Annotated in this window: 18 protein-coding genes; 4 read left to right on the top strand and 14 right to left on the bottom strand. The window is 68.1% G+C overall.

All coding sequences use genetic code 11. The features are described 5' to 3' along the window. Positions 1-2: 2 nt before the first annotated feature. The 4 genes from A3OM_RS0112985 to A3OM_RS0113000 all read left to right on the top strand — a co-directional run bounded on the left by A3OM_RS0112985 (position 3) and on the right by A3OM_RS0113000 (position 7,049). The gene (locus A3OM_RS0112985) at positions 3-2,309 is read left to right on the top strand and encodes a response regulator (RefSeq protein WP_018044199.1); all 2,307 of its coding nucleotides are present in this window, start codon (positions 3-5) and stop codon (positions 2,307-2,309) included. Between the two features lie 65 nt (positions 2,310-2,374). Further along, positions 2,375-3,448, top strand: coding sequence for a chemotaxis-specific protein-glutamate methyltransferase CheB (cheB, locus tag A3OM_RS0112990; protein ID WP_043764710.1), 1,074 nt, complete (start codon positions 2,375-2,377; stop codon positions 3,446-3,448). Beyond that, positions 3,445-5,181 (top strand): response regulator, encoded by a 1,737-nt coding sequence (locus tag A3OM_RS0112995; RefSeq protein WP_018044201.1) that lies wholly within the window; start codon positions 3,445-3,447, stop codon positions 5,179-5,181. The genes cheB and A3OM_RS0112995 overlap by 4 nt, the downstream gene beginning before the upstream one ends. A 2-nt stretch (positions 5,182-5,183) precedes the next feature. Continuing rightward, positions 5,184-7,049, top strand: coding sequence for a response regulator (locus tag A3OM_RS0113000; protein WP_018044202.1), 1,866 nt, complete (start codon positions 5,184-5,186; stop codon positions 7,047-7,049). A 122-nt stretch (positions 7,050-7,171) separates the two neighbouring features. Here A3OM_RS0113000 and rplQ read toward each other — a convergent pair whose 3' ends face one another. The 14 genes from rplQ to rpsN form a co-directional block, all read right to left on the bottom strand. Continuing rightward, positions 7,172-7,582, bottom strand: a complete 411-nt coding sequence (gene rplQ / locus A3OM_RS0113005) for a 50S ribosomal protein L17 (RefSeq protein WP_018044203.1) — start codon at positions 7,580-7,582, stop codon at positions 7,172-7,174. 196 nt (positions 7,583-7,778) lie between these two features. Continuing rightward, entirely contained in the window at positions 7,779-8,798 is a 1,020-nt protein-coding gene (locus tag A3OM_RS0113010; RefSeq protein WP_018044204.1) for a DNA-directed RNA polymerase subunit alpha, read from the bottom strand. A gap of 119 nt (positions 8,799-8,917) precedes the next feature. Next, entirely contained in the window at positions 8,918-9,793 is an 876-nt protein-coding gene (locus tag A3OM_RS0113015) for an MBL fold metallo-hydrolase (RefSeq protein ID WP_018044205.1), read from the bottom strand. 45 nt (positions 9,794-9,838) lie between these two features. Beyond that, positions 9,839-10,228, bottom strand: coding sequence for a 30S ribosomal protein S11 (gene rpsK, locus A3OM_RS0113020; protein ID WP_018044206.1), 390 nt, complete (start codon positions 10,226-10,228; stop codon positions 9,839-9,841). A 171-nt stretch (positions 10,229-10,399) separates the two neighbouring features. Next, positions 10,400-10,768 (bottom strand): 30S ribosomal protein S13, encoded by a 369-nt coding sequence (rpsM, locus tag A3OM_RS0113025; protein WP_018044207.1) that lies wholly within the window; start codon positions 10,766-10,768, stop codon positions 10,400-10,402. A gap of 211 nt (positions 10,769-10,979) precedes the next feature. Then, a complete protein-coding gene (locus tag A3OM_RS0113030) occupies positions 10,980-11,582 on the bottom strand; it encodes an adenylate kinase (RefSeq protein ID WP_018044208.1) in 603 nt (200 codons plus the stop codon). Positions 11,583-11,698: 116 nt separating this feature from the next. Further along, positions 11,699-13,036 (bottom strand): preprotein translocase subunit SecY, encoded by a 1,338-nt coding sequence (gene secY, locus A3OM_RS0113035; RefSeq protein WP_018044209.1) that lies wholly within the window; start codon positions 13,034-13,036, stop codon positions 11,699-11,701. Positions 13,037-13,185: 149 nt separating this feature from the next. Next, positions 13,186-13,683 (bottom strand): 50S ribosomal protein L15, encoded by a 498-nt coding sequence (gene rplO / locus A3OM_RS0113040; protein ID WP_018044210.1) that lies wholly within the window; start codon positions 13,681-13,683, stop codon positions 13,186-13,188. Positions 13,684-13,694: 11 nt separating this feature from the next. Further along, positions 13,695-13,886 carry a 50S ribosomal protein L30 gene (gene rpmD, locus A3OM_RS0113045; protein ID WP_018044211.1) on the bottom strand — a complete coding sequence of 64 codons (192 nt, stop codon included), beginning with the start codon at positions 13,884-13,886 and terminating at the stop codon, positions 13,695-13,697. 12 nt (positions 13,887-13,898) lie between these two features. Further along, a complete protein-coding gene (gene rpsE, locus A3OM_RS0113050; RefSeq protein WP_018044212.1) occupies positions 13,899-14,486 on the bottom strand; it encodes a 30S ribosomal protein S5 in 588 nt (195 codons plus the stop codon). 93 nt (positions 14,487-14,579) lie between these two features. Then, positions 14,580-14,942 (bottom strand): 50S ribosomal protein L18, encoded by a 363-nt coding sequence (gene rplR, locus A3OM_RS0113055; protein WP_018044213.1) that lies wholly within the window; start codon positions 14,940-14,942, stop codon positions 14,580-14,582. Between the two features lie 12 nt (positions 14,943-14,954). Further along, positions 14,955-15,488 (bottom strand): 50S ribosomal protein L6, encoded by a 534-nt coding sequence (gene rplF / locus A3OM_RS0113060; RefSeq protein ID WP_018044214.1) that lies wholly within the window; start codon positions 15,486-15,488, stop codon positions 14,955-14,957. A 22-nt stretch (positions 15,489-15,510) separates the two neighbouring features. Further along, positions 15,511-15,906, bottom strand: coding sequence for a 30S ribosomal protein S8 (gene rpsH, locus A3OM_RS0113065; protein WP_018044215.1), 396 nt, complete (start codon positions 15,904-15,906; stop codon positions 15,511-15,513). A gap of 12 nt (positions 15,907-15,918) precedes the next feature. Beyond that, entirely contained in the window at positions 15,919-16,224 is a 306-nt protein-coding gene (gene rpsN, locus A3OM_RS0113070) for a 30S ribosomal protein S14 (protein ID WP_018044216.1), read from the bottom strand. Between the last annotated feature and the right edge of the window lie 5 nt (positions 16,225-16,229).

Here is a 16,229-nt window from a genome sequence, read left to right on the forward strand (position 1 = left end):
CGATGGATATCCGCCAGCAGCTCCTCGCGGCCTTCGAGGTCGAACATCGCGAGCATATCGATGCGATCCGCGCCGCCTTGGCACACGTCTCCTCGGCCGGTGCGGCCGGGAACGTCCCTCCCGACTGGAACGACGTCTTCCGCCGGGCGCACAGCCTGAAGGGGGCTTCGCGGGCGGTGGACCTGCCCAGGGTCGAGGCCGTGGCCCATCGCCTCGAGACCCTGTTCGAGCGGATCGTCGCGGGCGATGCCGCCCTCGACCGCGAGGCGACGGGGGCCGTCCACCTCGCGCTGGACCGGATCGAGGCCTATGTCGCGGCCCTCAAGGGCGAAGCGGACCCGGCCATGCCGGCCGATGCGCTCGCGTCCCTCGATCGCTGCCTTGCCGGCCCGTCCCCGGTTCCCGCCGAGCCGCTGCCGGCCCGGCCGGATTCGTCTGCGGGCGGTATCCCGGCGCCATCGCCGCCGCAGAAGCCTCCACCGATCCCGGCCGAACCCACCGCCGATGCGGGCGCGCTCCTGCGCGTGCCCGCCGACGCGGTGGAGGCGATGACGCGGGCCTCGCATGAGCTGACCAGTGCGCTCGGCGCGGAATCCGTTGTGGCGGAGGGGCTGGCGAAGCTCCAGCGGGATGCCGCCGCCCTCGGCCGCCGGGCCGAGACTCTTCGCGGGGCCGAAACCCTTCGCGGCGGCGAAGCCCGTAGCGGCAAGGGCCGATCCGAGCCCGGAGCGGACGCGTCCGGCCTCGACGCCATCAGGGCGGAGTTGCGCGGTTTCGAGACGGCGCTCCTCGCCCTCGCCCGCGACGCCGCGCTGCTCGGCCGGATCCGCACCGGCGCCATCGCCGCGGCGGACGCCGCCGCCGCCCGGATCGGACGGGAGGCCGAGCGACTGGCCCTCGTGCCGGCGGAGACCGTGTTCGGCGCGTTCCCCCGGGCGCTGCGCGACATGGCGCGCGAGGCCGGCCGGGAGATCGACGTCGTGACGCGCGGTCTCGACCTTCCCGTCGACCGCGCCATGCTTCAATCGCTGAAGGACCCGGTCCTCCACGCCCTGCGCAATGCCCTGAGCCATGGCGCGGAGCCGCCCGAGCAGCGTGAACGCCGGGGCAAACCGCCCGAACTCTCGATCACCCTCGACGTCGCCGTGCGCGGCGGCCGCCTCGTCATCGGCATCCATGACGACGGGCGCGGGCCCGACCTGCGCGCCATCGAGGCGACGGCGCGGGCGCGCGGCCTGATCGGTGGCGTCGACGGCGATCCCGATTCCTTCCTCGCCCTGGTGTTCGAACCCGGCTTCTCCACCGCCTCCGCCATCGACACCCTGTCCGGGCGGGGCATCGGCCTGTCCGTCGTCGCCGACACGGTCCGGCGTCTCGGCGGCAGTGTCCGGCTCGAACCGCGTGTCCCGGCCGGGACGTCGCTGATCATGCATCTCCCGCTGTCGGCGGCGCGGCGGACCCTGCTGCTGGTGGATGTCGGCGCCGCGATCTTCGCCCTGCCGAGCGCCAGCGTGGAGCGCCTCCTGCGCCTCGACCGGTCGAGCCTCTCCTCTGTGATGGGCCGGACCATGGTCCGTCTGCCGAGGGAGGGCAGCGAGGATCTGTCCCTGCCCCTGGTGGATCTGGCGGGCCTCATCGGGGTGGCGAGCGAGGACAACCGCCCGAGCGAGGGCCGCCCGGTGACGGCGGTGCTGATGCGCGCGGGCGGCCGGTCCTGGGCGATGCGGATCGATGCCCTGCGCGATGTCCGCAATCTTCTCGTCCTGCCGGCACCGCCCATCGGCGCCGATCCGCGCCTGATCTCGGGCACCGTCGTCCTGGGGGGCGATACGCCGGTCCTCGTCCTCGATCCCGACGGTCTGGCCGCCCGGGCGGGCGAGACGAGCCATGCGGCGCCGGAGCCCATCGACGAACCCTCCGGAACAGCCGCGCTCCCGCGACGTTCGACGATCCTGGTGGTCGACGATTCCATCACCACGCGAACCTTGGAGAAGGGCATCTTGGAATCGGCGGGCTACCGCGTCGTCGTCTGCGTCGACGGGCAGGACGCCCTCGACCGCCTGCGCGCCGGCATCGAACGGGTGGATCTGGTCGTGGCCGACGTGGAGATGCCGCGCCTCGACGGGTTCGGGCTGCTGAAGGCCTTGCGGGGGGACGAGGCCTTCGCCCGCCTTCCCCTGATCCTGATGACCTCACGGGGGGATGCCGACGATGTCGCACGGGGGCTCTCTCTCGGCGCCGACGCCTATCTGACGAAACAGACGTTCGACCAGCGCCAGCTTCTCGACACGATCGGGCAATTGTTGTGAGTGACGCCGAGCAGACACCGATCGAGACCCCTCCGGCGGCGAGGCGGGGCCCCCCCGTGCGCGTGATGCTGGTGGAGGATTCCCTCGTGGTCCGCGAGCTCCTGCGCCATATCGTCGGCCGCGACCCGCGCCTCGAAGTGGTGGCCGCCGTCGCGTCCGGCGAGGAGGCCCTCGCGGTGCTTCCCAATACCCGTCCCGACGTCATCTCGATGGATATCCGTCTCCCCGGCATCGATGGCCTGGAGACCACGCGCCGGATCATGGCCGAGCAGCCGACGCCCATCGTCGTCATCGCGGATTCGGTGGAGGATTCCTCCTTGCGCATCTCCATGAACGCGCTACGCGCCGGCGCACTCTCCGTGGTGGAAAAGCCGGTGGCGACGACGCATGCCGGCTACGATGCCGTCTCTTCAGAAATCTGCACGCAGCTGCGCATCATGGCCGAGGTGCCGGTGATCCGGCGTCGGCCGATCGGGTCGGAATGGGCCGGGCGCCGGGGCGCGCCCCTGTCGCCGTCAGACCTCGCCGCGCCCCCGGCCGCCTCGAACGCCGCCAGCGTCCTGGCGATCGCCGCCTCCACCGGCGGCCCGCCTGCCCTCGCCCGCGTCATCGGCGGGTTGCCCGATGGGTTCCCGCTTCCCGTACTCGTGGTCCAGCATATGGGGCCGGCCTTCATGGAGGGATTCGCCTCCTGGCTGAACGGCGTCGTCTCCCTCCCGGTCAGGCTCGCCGCCGATGGCGAGCGGGCCGAGGCCGGACATGTCTATGTGGCGCCGGGTGACCGGCACCTCGAATGGGCGCCCGGCGGGCACCTGCGCCTCCTGGATGCGGCGCCCGTCGGCGGCCAGCGCCCGGCCGCCACCGTCCTGTTCTCCTCAGTGGCCCGCCATGCCGGGGCGCGCGGCATCGGCGTCCTTCTCACCGGCATGGGCGAGGATGGCGCCACGGGCCTCCTCGCCATGCGCCAGGCCGGTGCCCAGACCGTGGCCGAACACGAGAGCACCGCCGTGGTGTTCGGCATGCCGGCGGCGGCGATCCGCCTCTCGGGAGCCTCCGCGATCCTCCCCCTCGACCAGGTCGCTCCCCATCTCGTCCGCCTCGCCCTGCCCGGCCTCGCGGCGAAGGACCCCTTCGCATGAGCGGGATCGGCAGTCCCGACGGTACCCTCCCCCGGCCCCGGATCCTGCTCGTCGAGGATTCCGAGACGCAGGCCCTGGAACTGCGCCTGCTCCTGGAGAGCCACGGTTTCTCGGTGGAACGCTGCCCAACGGCGGAGATGGCCCTCGACCATCTCAACACCCGCCTGCCCGACCTCGTCGTGGCCGATCACCACCTGCCGGGCATGAACGGCGACGAGTTCACCCGCCAGCTTCGCCTGTCCCTGCGCACCCGCGCTTTGCCCCTGCTGATGCTCACCGGCGCCCGCGACGGCGAACGCCAGGGGCTGGAGAGCGGCGCCGACGCCTATGTGGCGAAATCCGCCGACCGGGACATCCTGATCCTGCGCATCCGCGCCCTCCTGCGCGAGCGCCAGGGGGGCGCTGCCTCCGGCGACGGTCCGGGCGTCTCGGCGTTTCGGCGCGGCCGCGTCCTCGTGGTCGACGGCAGCGCTACCTATCGGACCTTCCTTGCCGGCCTTCTCGCCCATGAGGGCCACGAGGTCCGTACCGCCGCCACCCACGACGCCGCCCTCGCCGCCCTCGACGAGGCCGATGCCGCCTTCGATTGCGTGACCATCGACCTCCTCGGCCCCGCCTATGACGGCCTCGCGTTGTGCAGGGCCATCGACCGGCGCCGGGCGGCGGGGATCGAGGCGCGGGAGGCGGGAGCGCCGACCTTCCACCTCGTCGGCATCGCTGGCAGCGCCCCGGCCAAGGATTTCCTGGTGGAAGCCTATGCGGCGGGGGCCGACGACGTGGTCTCGAAGGCCGACGGCGAAGTCCTCGTCATCCGCGTCAGGGGCCTTGTCCGGCGCAAGCTGCTGGAGGAGGACGACCGCCGCATCGCCGGCGAGTTCGGCGCCCGCGAGCGAGCGCTCGAACGCGCAAGGGCCGAGGCCGAGGCGGCAGAGGCGCGTGCCGCCCTGGCCGGTGCCCTCGAACAGGCCAACCGGGACCTCGCCACCGCCAACCGCAAGCTCACGGATGCCCAGGCCAAGCTGGTCCAGGCCGCCAAGATGGCGTCCCTCGGCGAACTCGTCGCCGGCATCGCCCACGAGATCAACAATCCCCTCGCCTTCATCCTGGCGCATCAGGGCACGGTCGAGCGCCTGCTCGGCGAGATCGCGGAATCCGAGGCGGAACTCGCCTCGCACCGGTCGCTCGCCAAGTGCCGCGACCGCGTGGGTTCCATGCGTATGGGCCTCACGCGCATCCAGGATCTCGTCCTGAACCTGCGCAAGTTCTCGCGCCTCGACGAAGGCGAGCGCACCCTCGTCAACGTTCCCGAATCGATCGAGACGGTGCTCGCCCTGATCCAGCACAAGCTCGGGACGCGGATTACCGTCGAACGCGACTTTTCGGGCCGGCCCGAGATCCACTGCACTCCCGCCCTTCTCAATCAGGTCGTCATGAACATCCTCGGCAATGCCGCCGATGCCATGCCGGAATCCGGCACCATCTCCATCGTCACCCAGGAATTGCCCGAGACGGACGTGATCCGTATCAGCGATACCGGGCCCGGCATTCCCGAAACCCTGCGGGAAAAGATATTCGAGCCCTTCTTCACCACGAAGCCCGTGGGTGCGGGAACGGGTCTCGGGCTGGCGATTGCATACAGCGTGGTACAGGCGCATAGCGGCTCGCTCAGCGTGGAGACGGCCGAAGGGGGGGGAGCCTGTTTCGTGATCGGCATTCCGCGGCAGGCAGCGTAGACATGGTCAAAGGCACGATCCTCGCCGTCGATGACGAGCCGGACATCCTGATCGCCCTCGAAGACCTGTTCGAGGACGATTACACGGTCATCACCACGACGAAGCCGTCCGAGGCCCTCGAGATCCTCAGGGCGAGCCCGGACATCGCCGTCATCCTCTCCGATCAGCGGATGCCCGGCATGACCGGCGACGTCATGCTGGCCGAGGCGCGGGCGTTCCACGATGCGCAGACGATCCTGCTCACCGGCTATGCCGATATGAGCGCCGTCGTCGCCGCGCTCAACCGGGGTGGCATCACCGGCTACGTCACCAAGCCGTGGGACCCCGTCCTGCTGCGCTCCACGGTCCGTCAGGCCTTCGAGCGCCACAGCCTCGCCCGCGAGCTCGCCACCGAGCGCGCTCTGCTGCTCGGGCTTCTCGACAATGCGGAAGACGCCATCGCGTTCAAGGACAAGGACGGGCGCTTCGTCCGCCTCAACGCGCGCAAGGCCGGACGACTCGGCCACACCGTCGCCGAGTGCCTCGGACGCACCAGGGAAGAGATCGAAGGCGGGCCGAGCGGTGAGAGCGCCGCGCGCGAAGCCGACCGCGCCGCGATCGCGAGCGGAAGCATCTCCGAGACGGTCTCCGCCGAGGGACCGGTCGGCGCCGAGCGCTGGAGCCACGTCACCCGCGTGCCGATTCGCGGTGCCGCCGGCGCCATCACCCACCTGGCCACCATCGAGCGGGACGTCACCGAACAGAAGAACCTGGAGGCACGCCTGCGCCAGTCGGACAAGATGCAGGCTCTCGGCACCCTCGCCGGCGGAATCGCCCACGACTTCAACAACCTTCTCACCGCGATCCTGGGCAGCCTCGAACTCGTCGGCCCCAAGATCGTCGATCAGCCGCGGGTCCAGCGCCTGGTCACCAACGCGACGCAGGCCGCGCAGCGCGGCGCGTCTTTGACGAAGCGCCTCCTCAGCTTCAGCCGGGCGCGCGACCTGCGGCCCCGGTCGGTGGACGTGAACGCCCTCGTCGCCGGGATGGACGTGCTGCTCGGCGGGAGCCTCGGCGGCCTCGTCAGCGTGACCACCGACCTCGACGCCGCCCATCCGGCGGCCCGGGTCGATCCCGACCAGCTGGAACTCGCCATCCTCAACCTCTGCATCAATGCGCGTGACGCCATGCCGGACGGCGGATCGATCGCCATCGCCACTGGCGCGGTGACGGTGACCGACGATCCCGACCTGACGGCCGGAGATTACGTCACCGTGACGATCACCGATTCGGGCATGGGCATCCCGCCCGAGATCCTGGCGCGGGTCTGCGAGCCGTTCTTCACCACCAAGTCGGTGGGCCAGGGCACGGGCCTCGGCCTCGCCATGGTGTTCGGTCTCACCCAGCAGTCGCAGGGCAAGCTGCGCATCACGAGCGAAGTCGAGAAGGGCACGACGGTCGAGGTGTTTCTCCCCCGCGCGGACCTCGCCGAGGAGAGACCGCCGCTCGCCGCCGCGACGGCGCCACGCGCCGTGAGCCCGGCGCGTATCCTCGTGGTGGACGACGATGCCGAAGTCCGGCACGTCACCGCCTCCTTTCTCAACACCTTCGGCTACACCGAGACCGAAGCGGCGGACGGGGCGGCGGCGGTGGCCCTCTTGGAGCGCTCCTCCTTCGACCTCATCGTGGCGGACCTCGCCATGCCCGGAATGACGGGCGTCGAACTCGCCGAGATCGTGCGGCGGCGCTGGTCGACCGTCCCGATCCTCATCGTGACCGGCCATGCCGAGGCGATCCCGATCCCCGAGGACCTGCCGGTTCTGCGCAAGCCCTTCGAATCGGCCGATCTCGCCGCCCTGGTGTCGGGGATGCTCGTCTCCCCAGGGTGAGCCCCCGTGCCTCCGCTCAGGAGGTTTCGTGCGGGGACCGAGCCGATGGTCCGGGTGACGCGGGCAAGAAAAAAGGCGGCCCAGGGGCCGCCTTTCTGCCGTCGGATAGGGGGAGCCGAGGCTTACGCCGCGTCGGAGACCTGCGACGGACCCGAATCCAGGCCACGGGCATCCACGTCGCGGTCGACGAACTCGATCACGGCGAGCGGCGCGTTGTCGCCGTAGCGGAAGCCGGCCTTCATGATGCGGCAATAACCACCCGGACGGGCGTTGTAGCGCGGGCCGAGGACGGCGAAGAGCTTGCGGACCATGGCCTCGTCGCGGATCTGCGACATGGCGAGGCGGCGCGTGTGCAGGCTGTCGATCTTGCCCAGCGTGATGAGCTTCTCGATGACCGGACGCAGATCCTTGGCCTTCGGAAGCGTGGTGATGATCTGCTCGTGCTTGATCAGCGCGGCGGACATGTTGGCGAACATCGCCTTGCGGTGTTCGGTGGTGCGGTTGAAGCGACGACCGCGAAATCCATGACGCATCTGGCTGTTCCTTGCTTATCTGGCCGCCGTGCCACGGTACGGCCGAGCGCCCCATGATCGGGACTGTTCATTCCGCATGACCCCGCGGCGGGATTCTTTGGGAGTTCGCGTTTGCGCGAACCCCCGACGTGTCGACCAAACAAACGGCGCCGGGATGCGCCCGTAAGGTTCGGCCCGAGGCGGCTTCGCCTCCGTCTCAGTAGTGCTCTTCGAAGCGCTTGGCGAGATCTTCGATGTTCTCCGGCGGCCAGCCGGGGATGTCCATGCCGAGGTGGAGACCCATCGCGGCCAGGACTTCCTTGATCTCGTTGAGCGACTTGCGGCCGAAATTCGGGGTGCGCAGCATCTCGCCCTCCGACTTCTGGATGAGGTCGCCGATATAGACGATGTTGTCGTTCTTCAGGCAATTCGCCGAACGGACCGACAGTTCGAGCTCGTCGACCTTCTTGAGCAGGGCCGGGTTGAAGGGGAGCTGCGGCGCGAGCGGCTGCGCCTCTTCCTTGCGGGGCTCCTCGAAGTTCACGAACACCTGGAGCTGGTCCTGGAGGATGCGCGCAGCGTAGGCCAGCGCGTCCTCCGGCGACACGGCGCCGTTGGTCTCGATCGTCATCGTCAGCTTGTCCTTGTCGAGATCCTGGCCCTCGCGGGTGGTCTCGATGCGGTAGGACACTTTGGTGACCGGCGAGAACAGGGCGTCCACCGGGATCAGGCCGATCGGCGCGTCCTCGGGGCGGTTGCGCTCGGCCGGGACGTAGCCCTTGCCGGTGGCGACGGTGAACTCCATCCGGATTTCGGCGCCGTCGTCGAGGGTGCAGATGACGAGTTCGGGATTGAGGATCTGGATATCGCCGACGGCGGCGATGTCGCCGGCGGTGACGGTGCCCGGACCGGTCTTGCGCAGGGTGAGGCGCTTGGGCGCTTCGGTCTGCGACCGGATCGCGATGGTCTTGATGTTGAGCACGATGTCGGTGACGTCCTCACGCACGCCGGGGATCGACGAGAACTCGTGCAGCACGCCGTCGATCTGGACCGAGGTCACGGCCGCGCCCTGGAGCGACGACAGGAGAACCCGGCGCAGGGAGTTGCCGAGGGTGGTGCCGAAGCCGCGCTCGAGGGGCTCGGCGACGACGGTGGCGACCCGCTTGGGGTCATGCCCGGTCGAAACCTGGAGCTTGTTCGGCTTGATGAGCTCTTGCCAGTTCTTCTGTATGACCACGGTCCTACCTCTCGCACTTCCGACACGAGCCACTGCAGTGGTCGGTCCTTGAGCCCTTCCCGCGCATCGCCTTGCACGGCTCGGTCTCGAAAATCATGTGCCCGCGAAGTGGCGGGCGGTTAGTGGGCCGCGACCCAGAGTTCCGGGACGAAGCTGTAGGCCCCGCCCTCCCGCGCCACGTAGCCGAGCGCCGGAAATTCCAGATGGCCGCCGGTGACGAAGGTTCTCTCGCTCGAGACCTCATCCAGCATCCGCTTGCGCACCGCTCTCGCCCGATCCGGATCCACGTCGAAGACCATCGTGGCCTCCGGTCGCTTGAACTGGATCGCCGGCAGATGGACGATATCCGCCCACATCAGGAGGGACGCCGAGCCCGACACGATGCGAAAGCCGGTATGACCCGGCGTATGCCCCGGCAAGGGAACCGCCGTGATGCCCGGAAGGACCTCACCATCGGTCATCGTCCGCACGCGGCCGGCATAGGGGGCCACCGACTTCCGCGCGTTCTCGAAATACGGCCGGGCTCCCTCGGGAGCCCGTGAGATCGCGTCGTCCGCCAGCCAGTGAGCGGTCTCGGCCCGATGCAGGACGAGTTCCGCGTTGGGATAGGCGGCCGAACCGTCCTTATGGATCAAGCCACCGGCATGATCGGGATGGAGATGCGTGAGCAGCACCGTCTCGATATCGCTCGGGCTGACCCCCGTCGCAGCGAGTGCTGCCGGAATGTGACCGAGCGTGTCGCCACCGAAATGACCCATGCCCGAATCGATCAGGATCGGCTTCCGGCCGGGCGTCTCGATCAGATAGGCGTTGAGCGTGATCCGAGGAGCCTGCGCACGAAAGCCGGCCGCCTGAAGCGAGCCGGCCTCGTCCGACCCGATCCCGGTGACGAGATCGAGGGAGCCTTGAAGGTAACCGTCATTCAGAACGGTGACGGTCAGATCGCCAAGGCTCCAGCGTAGAACGCCGGGGAGCGCCTTCACGGCATCGGGCACACGTTTCTCCGCTTTCAAACCAGAGGGCCGAGCAACGAACCGATATCAGACGCGACGACGCTTGCGCGGACGGCAGCCGTTATGCGGGATCGACGTCACGTCGCGGATGGAGGTCACGGTGAAACCGGCGGCCTGCAGCGCGCGGAGCGCCGATTCACGGCCCGAACCGGGACCGGACACCTCGACCTCGAGGGTCCGCATGCCGTGCTCGGAAGCCTTGCGGGCCGCGTCCTCGGCGGCGACCTGGGCGGCGTAAGGGGTCGACTTGCGCGAGCCCTTGAAGCCCATGGCGCCGGCGGACGACCAGGAGATCGTGTTGCCCTGCGCATCGGTGATGGTGATCATCGTGTTGTTGAACGAGGCGTTCACGTGGGCCACGCCCGACACGATGTTCTTGCGTTCGCGGCGGCGAATGCGGGTTGCTTCCTTGGCCATTGTCTCTTGTCTCGTCCTTCAGGCGCGCCCGTCATTCCAGGCGCTCGGGATTTTTGCGGTGTCGGCGGCGCGGCTCTGGACGACCGTGCCGCCGTACGGGCTGCCGATAGCGGGCCACCCGGCGGGACAGAAGGGAGGCGGAGCGAAAAGCTGCCTCCCAATCTTATAAAACTACTTCTTCTTGCCGGCGATCGGCTTCGACTTGCCCTTGCGGGTGCGCGCATTGGTATGCGTCCGCTGACCACGGACGGGCAGGTTGCGGCGGTGACGCAGGCCACGGTAGCAGCCGAGATCCATCAGACGCTTGATGTTCATCGACACTTCACGGCGCAGATCGCCCTCGACGATGTAGTCGCGGTCGATCGTCTCGCGGATCGACAGCACTTCGGCGTCGGTCAGCTGGTTCACGCGGCGCTCGGCGGGGATGCCCACCTTGCCGGTGATCTCTTCGGCCTTCTTCGCGCCGATGCCGTGGATGTACTGGAGCGCGATGACGACGCGCTTGTTGGTCGGGATGTTGACGCCTGCGATACGGGCCAAGGTCTCACTCCATTGGGCGCTCGGACGCTGCGGTCCGGCCCTGCTGTGTCACGCGCGTCCGGTGGAGGCCGGCCCCTGCGCGCCGCCCATAACGACAAATCGGCCCGCAGCGCCTTTTGAACGAAGGCACTCCAGACCCATCACGCATGGACGAATAGGGGCCTGCTAGCGCGACCCGACGATATTGTCAACGACCACCGAGTCGACGATTTCAGGATGCGGTGGTGCTGGCCAGAGGTTCGAGGAGAGCCATCACCTCGTTCGTCACCTCGTCCACCGGCTTCATGCCGTCGACGGTCCGAAGCATGCCGAGGCTCGCATAATAGGCCGAGAGCGGCGCCGTCTGCGCGCGGAAGGCGGAAAGGCGCGTCTTGAACACTTCGGGCGTATCGTCCTTGCGGACGGGTTCCCCGCGTGCTGCGGTCTCGGCGGCGCGCTTGGCGATGCGCCCGACGAGGATCTCCTCGTTCACCGCGAACTCGACCACCGTATCCAGTTGCAGGTTCTTCTCGGCCAGCATCCTGTCCAGGGCCGCGGCCTGCTCCACCGTGCGGGGGAACCCGTCGAGGATGAAGCCGGGTCGGGCATCCGCCTCCTCGATCCGGTCGGCGACGATCCCGACCACGACGGAATCCGGAACCAGTCCACCGCTCTCCATGATCGACTTCGCTTCGAGACCGACGGGGGTACCGGCGGCCACGGCCGCGCGCAGCATGTCACCCGTGGAAAGCTGCGGAATGCCGAAACGCTCGACGATCCGGGCCGACTGGGTTCCCTTACCGGCTCCAGGTGGTCCGAGCAGAATGATCCGCATAGCGTCGTTGTCCTCGTCCGGTAGCCGCGTCGGGCGTTGGGGTTCTGGCGTTCAGGGCACGGAGAAGACGATGCCTGCCGGCATCGTCCTGGTCGTTCGGCGTCGTCCGGGGCGCCTCAGCGGCGCCGGGTGGCACCGCGCAGCTTCGCCTTCTTCACGAGGCCCTCATACTGGTGGGCCATCAGATGTCCATGCACCTGGGCCACCGTATCCATCGTCACCGAGACGACGATGAGAAGCGAGGTGCCGCCGAATCCGAGGCTCGCCGATGCGTAGGAGGCCAGGATCTCCGGCACAAGGCAGACGAAAGTCAAATACAGGGCGCCGATCAGCGTGATGCGCGTCAGCACCTTGTCGATGAAGGTGGCGGTCCGCTCGCCCGGACGGATGCCGGGAATGAAGCCGCCCTGCTTCTTCAGGTTGTCCGCCGTCTCCTGCGGATTGAAGACGACCGCCGTGTAGAAGAACGCGAAGAAGATGATCAGCGCCGCGTAGAGAACCATGTAGAGCGGCCGGCCATGGCCGAGATAGGTCGTGATGGTGGCCAGCACCCCGGTGCCGCCGTTATTGGCCGAGAAGCTCGCCACGGTGGCGGGCAGCAGCAGCAGCGACGAGGCGAAGATCGGCGGGATCACGCCGGCGGTGTTCAGCTTCAGCGGCAGGAACGAGGTCTGACCCTCGTACATGCGGTTGCCGACCTGGCGCTTGGGGTAGTTGATGAGAAGCCGGCGCTGGGCCCGCTCCATGAACACGATGAAGTAGACGAGGACGATGGCCGCCAGGCCGACGCCCAGGATCACGGCGGCGGACAGCGCACCGGTCCGGCTCAGTTCGAGCGCACCCACGATGGCGGTGGGCAGATGCGCGACGATGCCGGCGAAGATGATGAGGGAGGAGCCGTTGCCGATGCCGCGCGACGTGATCTGCTCGCCGATCCACATCAGGAACAGGGTTCCGCCCGTGAGCGTGATGACGGTGGACAGGATGAAGAACGGACCGGGATCGATCGCGGCGCTCGAACTCTGGAGGCCGAAGGCGATGCCCCAGCTCTGCACCAGCGCCAGCACCACCGTGAGATAGCGGGTGTACTGGTTGATGACCTTCCGGCCGGATTCCCCCTCCTTCTTCAGCGTCTCCAGGCTCGGGATCACCGAGGTGAGAAGCTGAATGATGATGGAGGCCGAGATGTACGGCATGATGTTGAGGGCGAAGATCGCCATGCGCTCGACGGCACCGCCGGAGAACATGTTGAACAGCCCGAGGACGCCGCCGGCCTGCTGCTGGAAGTTCCGCGCGAACTGCTCGGGGTCGATGCCGGGAATCGGGATGTAGGTGCCGAGGCGGAACACCACGAGCGCACCCAGCGTGAACCAGATGCGCTTCTTGAGCTCGTCGGCCTTGGCGATGGCCCCGAAATTGAGGTTCGCGGCAAGCTGCTCGGCGGCTGAGGCCATGGCACCCGTTCCTGAGATAGATCCAGATTGGGGGTTGAAGCACCCCCGAACAAACTGAAACGGCGGCCACGCGCAGGTCGCACGGGCCGCCGCTCAGAGCTTCGACTTAAAGTCTGCCCCGACGCTACGCAACAGCGGCGTCGGAAGACTTATTCCGCGGCAGGCTTGCCGCGGGTGGAGATGCCGGCACCGTAAGCGACGTTGACCGTGCCGCCGATCTTCTCGACGGCCTCGACCGCCGACTTCGACGCGCGGGTGACCTCGAAGGAGAGCTTCGCGGTCAATTCGCCGACGCCGAGCAGCTTCACGCCGTCACGGGGACGGGCGATGATTCCGGCGGTGACGAGGGACTCAACCGTGACGACCGCCGAAGCGTCGAGACGGCCGGCATCGACAGCCTGCTGGACGCGACCGAGGTTCACCTCGTTCAGGTCCGTGGAATACAGGTTGTTGAAGCCGCGCTTGGGCAGGCGACGGTGAAGCGGCATCTGGCCGCCTTCGAAGCCCTTGATCGAGACGCCGGTACGGGCCTTCTGACCCTTGACGCCGCGACCAGCGGTCTTGCCCTTGCCGGAGCCGATGCCCCGGCCGACGCGCATCCGATTCTTGGTCGCGCCGTCGTTATCGTGGATTTCGTTCAGTTTCATGATGCCCTCCCTCAGGCCGCGTCGTCGAGGACGCGCACGAGGTGGTGCACCTTGCGGATCATTCCGCGCACGGAGGGAGTATCCTCCAGCGTGGCCACCCGGTGCAGCTTGTTGAGCTTGAGGCCGATCAGCGTCGCACGCTGATCGCCCTCGCGGCGGATCGGCGAGCCGATCTGCTCGACGCGGAGAGTCTTCGTTGCCATTGCACCCTCCCCTTACGCGACTGCGGCTTCGGACAGGTCGGACGGATCGGCGTCGCGACGGCGAGCCTGAAGCGTCGACACCTTGAGACCCCGACGGGCCGCGACGGCGCGCGGGCTGTCCTCGTTCTTCAGCGCCTCGAAGGTGGCGCGGACGAGGTTGTAGGGGTTCGACGAGCCGAGCGACTTGGCCACGACGTCCTGCATGCCCAGCGTCTCGAAGACGGCGCGCATCGGGCCGCCGGCGATGATGCCGGTACCCTGGGGGGCGGCGCGCAGGATGACCTTGCCGGCACCGTGACGTCCGTAGACGTCGTGGTGGAGGGTGCGGCCCTCGCGCAGGGCGACGCGGACGAGACCGCGCTTGGCGGCTTCCGTGGCCTTGCGGATGGCTTCCGGCACTTCACGCGCCTTGCCGTGGCCGAAGCCGACGCGACCCTTCTGATCGCCAACGACGACGAGGGCGGCGAAACCGAAGCGACGGCCACCCTTCACCACCTTGGCGACGCGGTTGATGTGGACGAGCTTGTCCACGAATTCGCTGTCGCGCTCTTCGCGCTCATCGCGGCGGCCGCGGCCACCGCCTTCCCGTTCACGTGCCATGTTTGAATCCTGTCTCACTGACGCGGGCGGCGGAGCCCGCTCGCTTGATAGCTTGTCCGAGGGACGGCCTGTGCCGCCCCTCCCCGCCTGGTCTTAGAACTCGAGGCCACCCTCGCGGGCGGCGTCGGCGAGCGCCTTGACGCGCCCGTGATAGATGTAGCCCGAACGGTCGAAGATCACCTTGGTGACTCCGGCGGCCTTGGCGCGCTCGGCGACGAGCTTGCCGACGGCCGCGGCCGCTGCCGTATCGGCACCGGTCTTCAGGCCCGAGCGGAGATCCTTGTCGAGGGTCGAGGCGGCGGCGAGGGTCTTGCCCTCGGCGTCGTCGATGACCTGGACGTAGATCTGCTTGGAGGAACGGAACACCGAGAGCCGGGGCCGTCCATTCGCCGCCGCCCGCAGCGCGCGGCGCACACGCGCCTTGCGGCGGTCGAGTGCATCGATTTTGCGTGACATGATGGCCGGCCCTTACTTCTTCTTGCCTTCCTTGCGGAAGATGAACTCACCCGCGTACCGCACGCCCTTGCCCTTGTAGGGCTCGGGACCGCGATAATCGCGAATCTCGGCTGCCACCTGTCCCACCACCTGCCGGTCGATGCCGGAGATGACGATCTCGGTGGGCTTGGGCACCGCGATCGTGATCCCGACGGGGATCTCGTACTCGATGTCGTGGCTGTAGCCGAGGGAGAGCTTGAGGGCCTTGCCGGCCATGGCGGCACGATAGCCGACGCCGGTGATCTCGAGCTTCTTCTCGAACCCCTTGGAGACGCCCTCGACGAGGTTCGCCACCTGAGCCCGGGAGGTGCCCCACAGCGAGCGGGCCTCCTTGGTCTGGTTCTTGGGCAGCACCGAAACGGCACCGTCCTCGAACTTCACGTCCACCACATTGGGGACGACATATTTGAGCTCACCCTTGGAGCCCTTCATCGTTACCGTCTGACCGGTCACCGTGGCCGTCACACCGGACGGGACGGGAACGGGCTTCTTGCCTACGCGAGACATTGCCTTTCCTCCAAGTCCGAGATCAGAACACCTTGCAGAGCACTTCGCCGCCGACGTTGCGCTCACGCGCCTCGTGGTCGGCCATGACGCCCTGCGGGGTGGACACGATGGTGACGCCGAGGCCATCGGCGACGCGGGGAAGTTCGGTCACGGCCGAATAGACACGGCGGCCGGGCTTCGAGACGCGCTGGATCGAGCGGATGACGGGCTGGCCGTCATAGTACTTGAGCTCGATCGAGAACTCGGTGCGGCCGTTGCCGAAATCGGTCGTGGCGTAATCGCGGATGTAGCCCTCGGCCTTGAGGACGTCGAGAACGCTCGCACGGAGACGCGAGCCGGGCGTCTGAACGACGTTGCGGCGGCGCATCTGACCGTTGCGGATGCGGGTGAGCATATCACCCACGGGATCGTTGACCATGGTGTCTGCTCCTTACCAGCTGGACTTGACCAGACCGGGGATGAGACCCCGATTGCCAAGTTCCCGAAGCGCCACGCGCGAGATGCCCATCTTGCGGTAGAAAGCGCGGGGACGTCCCGTGATGCCGCAACGGTTGCGGACCCGGGTCGCCGACGAGTTGCGGGGCAGTTCCGCGAGCTTGAGGCGCGCCTCGAAGCGCTCCTCCATCTCGAGGCCTTCGTTGTTGGCCGTGGCAAGGAGGGCCTTACGCTTGGCGGCGAACCGCTTCACGAGTTCCTTGCGGTGGTTGTTCTTCTCGACTGAGCTTTTCTTTGCCATGTCTC

The organism is Methylobacterium sp. 88A (assembly GCF_000376345.1).
GTDB lineage: Bacteria > Pseudomonadota > Alphaproteobacteria > Rhizobiales > Beijerinckiaceae > Methylobacterium > Methylobacterium bullatum.

Coding starts and splice junctions, on each gene's coding strand:
- rpsK (WP_018044206.1), bottom strand. CDS start 10,228: ATGGCCAAGGAAGCAACCCGCATTCGCCGCCGCGAACGCAAGAACATC.
- rpsH (WP_018044215.1), bottom strand. CDS start 15,906: ATGGTCAACGATCCCGTGGGTGATATGCTCACCCGCATCCGCAACGGT.
- rplF (WP_018044214.1), bottom strand. CDS start 15,488: ATGTCTCGCGTAGGCAAGAAGCCCGTTCCCGTCCCGTCCGGTGTGACG.
- A3OM_RS0112985 (WP_018044199.1), top strand. CDS start 3: ATGGATATCCGCCAGCAGCTCCTCGCGGCCTTCGAGGTCGAACATCGC.
- rpmD (WP_018044211.1), bottom strand. CDS start 13,886: ATGGCAACGAAGACTCTCCGCGTCGAGCAGATCGGCTCGCCGATCCGC.
- A3OM_RS0113000 (WP_018044202.1), top strand. CDS start 5,184: ATGGTCAAAGGCACGATCCTCGCCGTCGATGACGAGCCGGACATCCTG.
- cheB (WP_043764710.1), top strand. CDS start 2,375: ATGCTGGTGGAGGATTCCCTCGTGGTCCGCGAGCTCCTGCGCCATATC.
- rplO (WP_018044210.1), bottom strand. CDS start 13,683: ATGAAACTGAACGAAATCCACGATAACGACGGCGCGACCAAGAATCGG.
- rplR (WP_018044213.1), bottom strand. CDS start 14,942: ATGTCACGCAAAATCGATGCACTCGACCGCCGCAAGGCGCGTGTGCGC.
- A3OM_RS0112995 (WP_018044201.1), top strand. CDS start 3,445: ATGAGCGGGATCGGCAGTCCCGACGGTACCCTCCCCCGGCCCCGGATC.
- secY (WP_018044209.1), bottom strand. CDS start 13,036: ATGGCCTCAGCCGCCGAGCAGCTTGCCGCGAACCTCAATTTCGGGGCC.
- A3OM_RS0113030 (WP_018044208.1), bottom strand. CDS start 11,582: ATGCGGATCATTCTGCTCGGACCACCTGGAGCCGGTAAGGGAACCCAG.
- rpsN (WP_018044216.1), bottom strand. CDS start 16,224: ATGGCAAAGAAAAGCTCAGTCGAGAAGAACAACCACCGCAAGGAACTC.
- rplQ (WP_018044203.1), bottom strand. CDS start 7,582: ATGCGTCATGGATTTCGCGGTCGTCGCTTCAACCGCACCACCGAACAC.
- rpsE (WP_018044212.1), bottom strand. CDS start 14,486: ATGGCACGTGAACGGGAAGGCGGTGGCCGCGGCCGCCGCGATGAGCGC.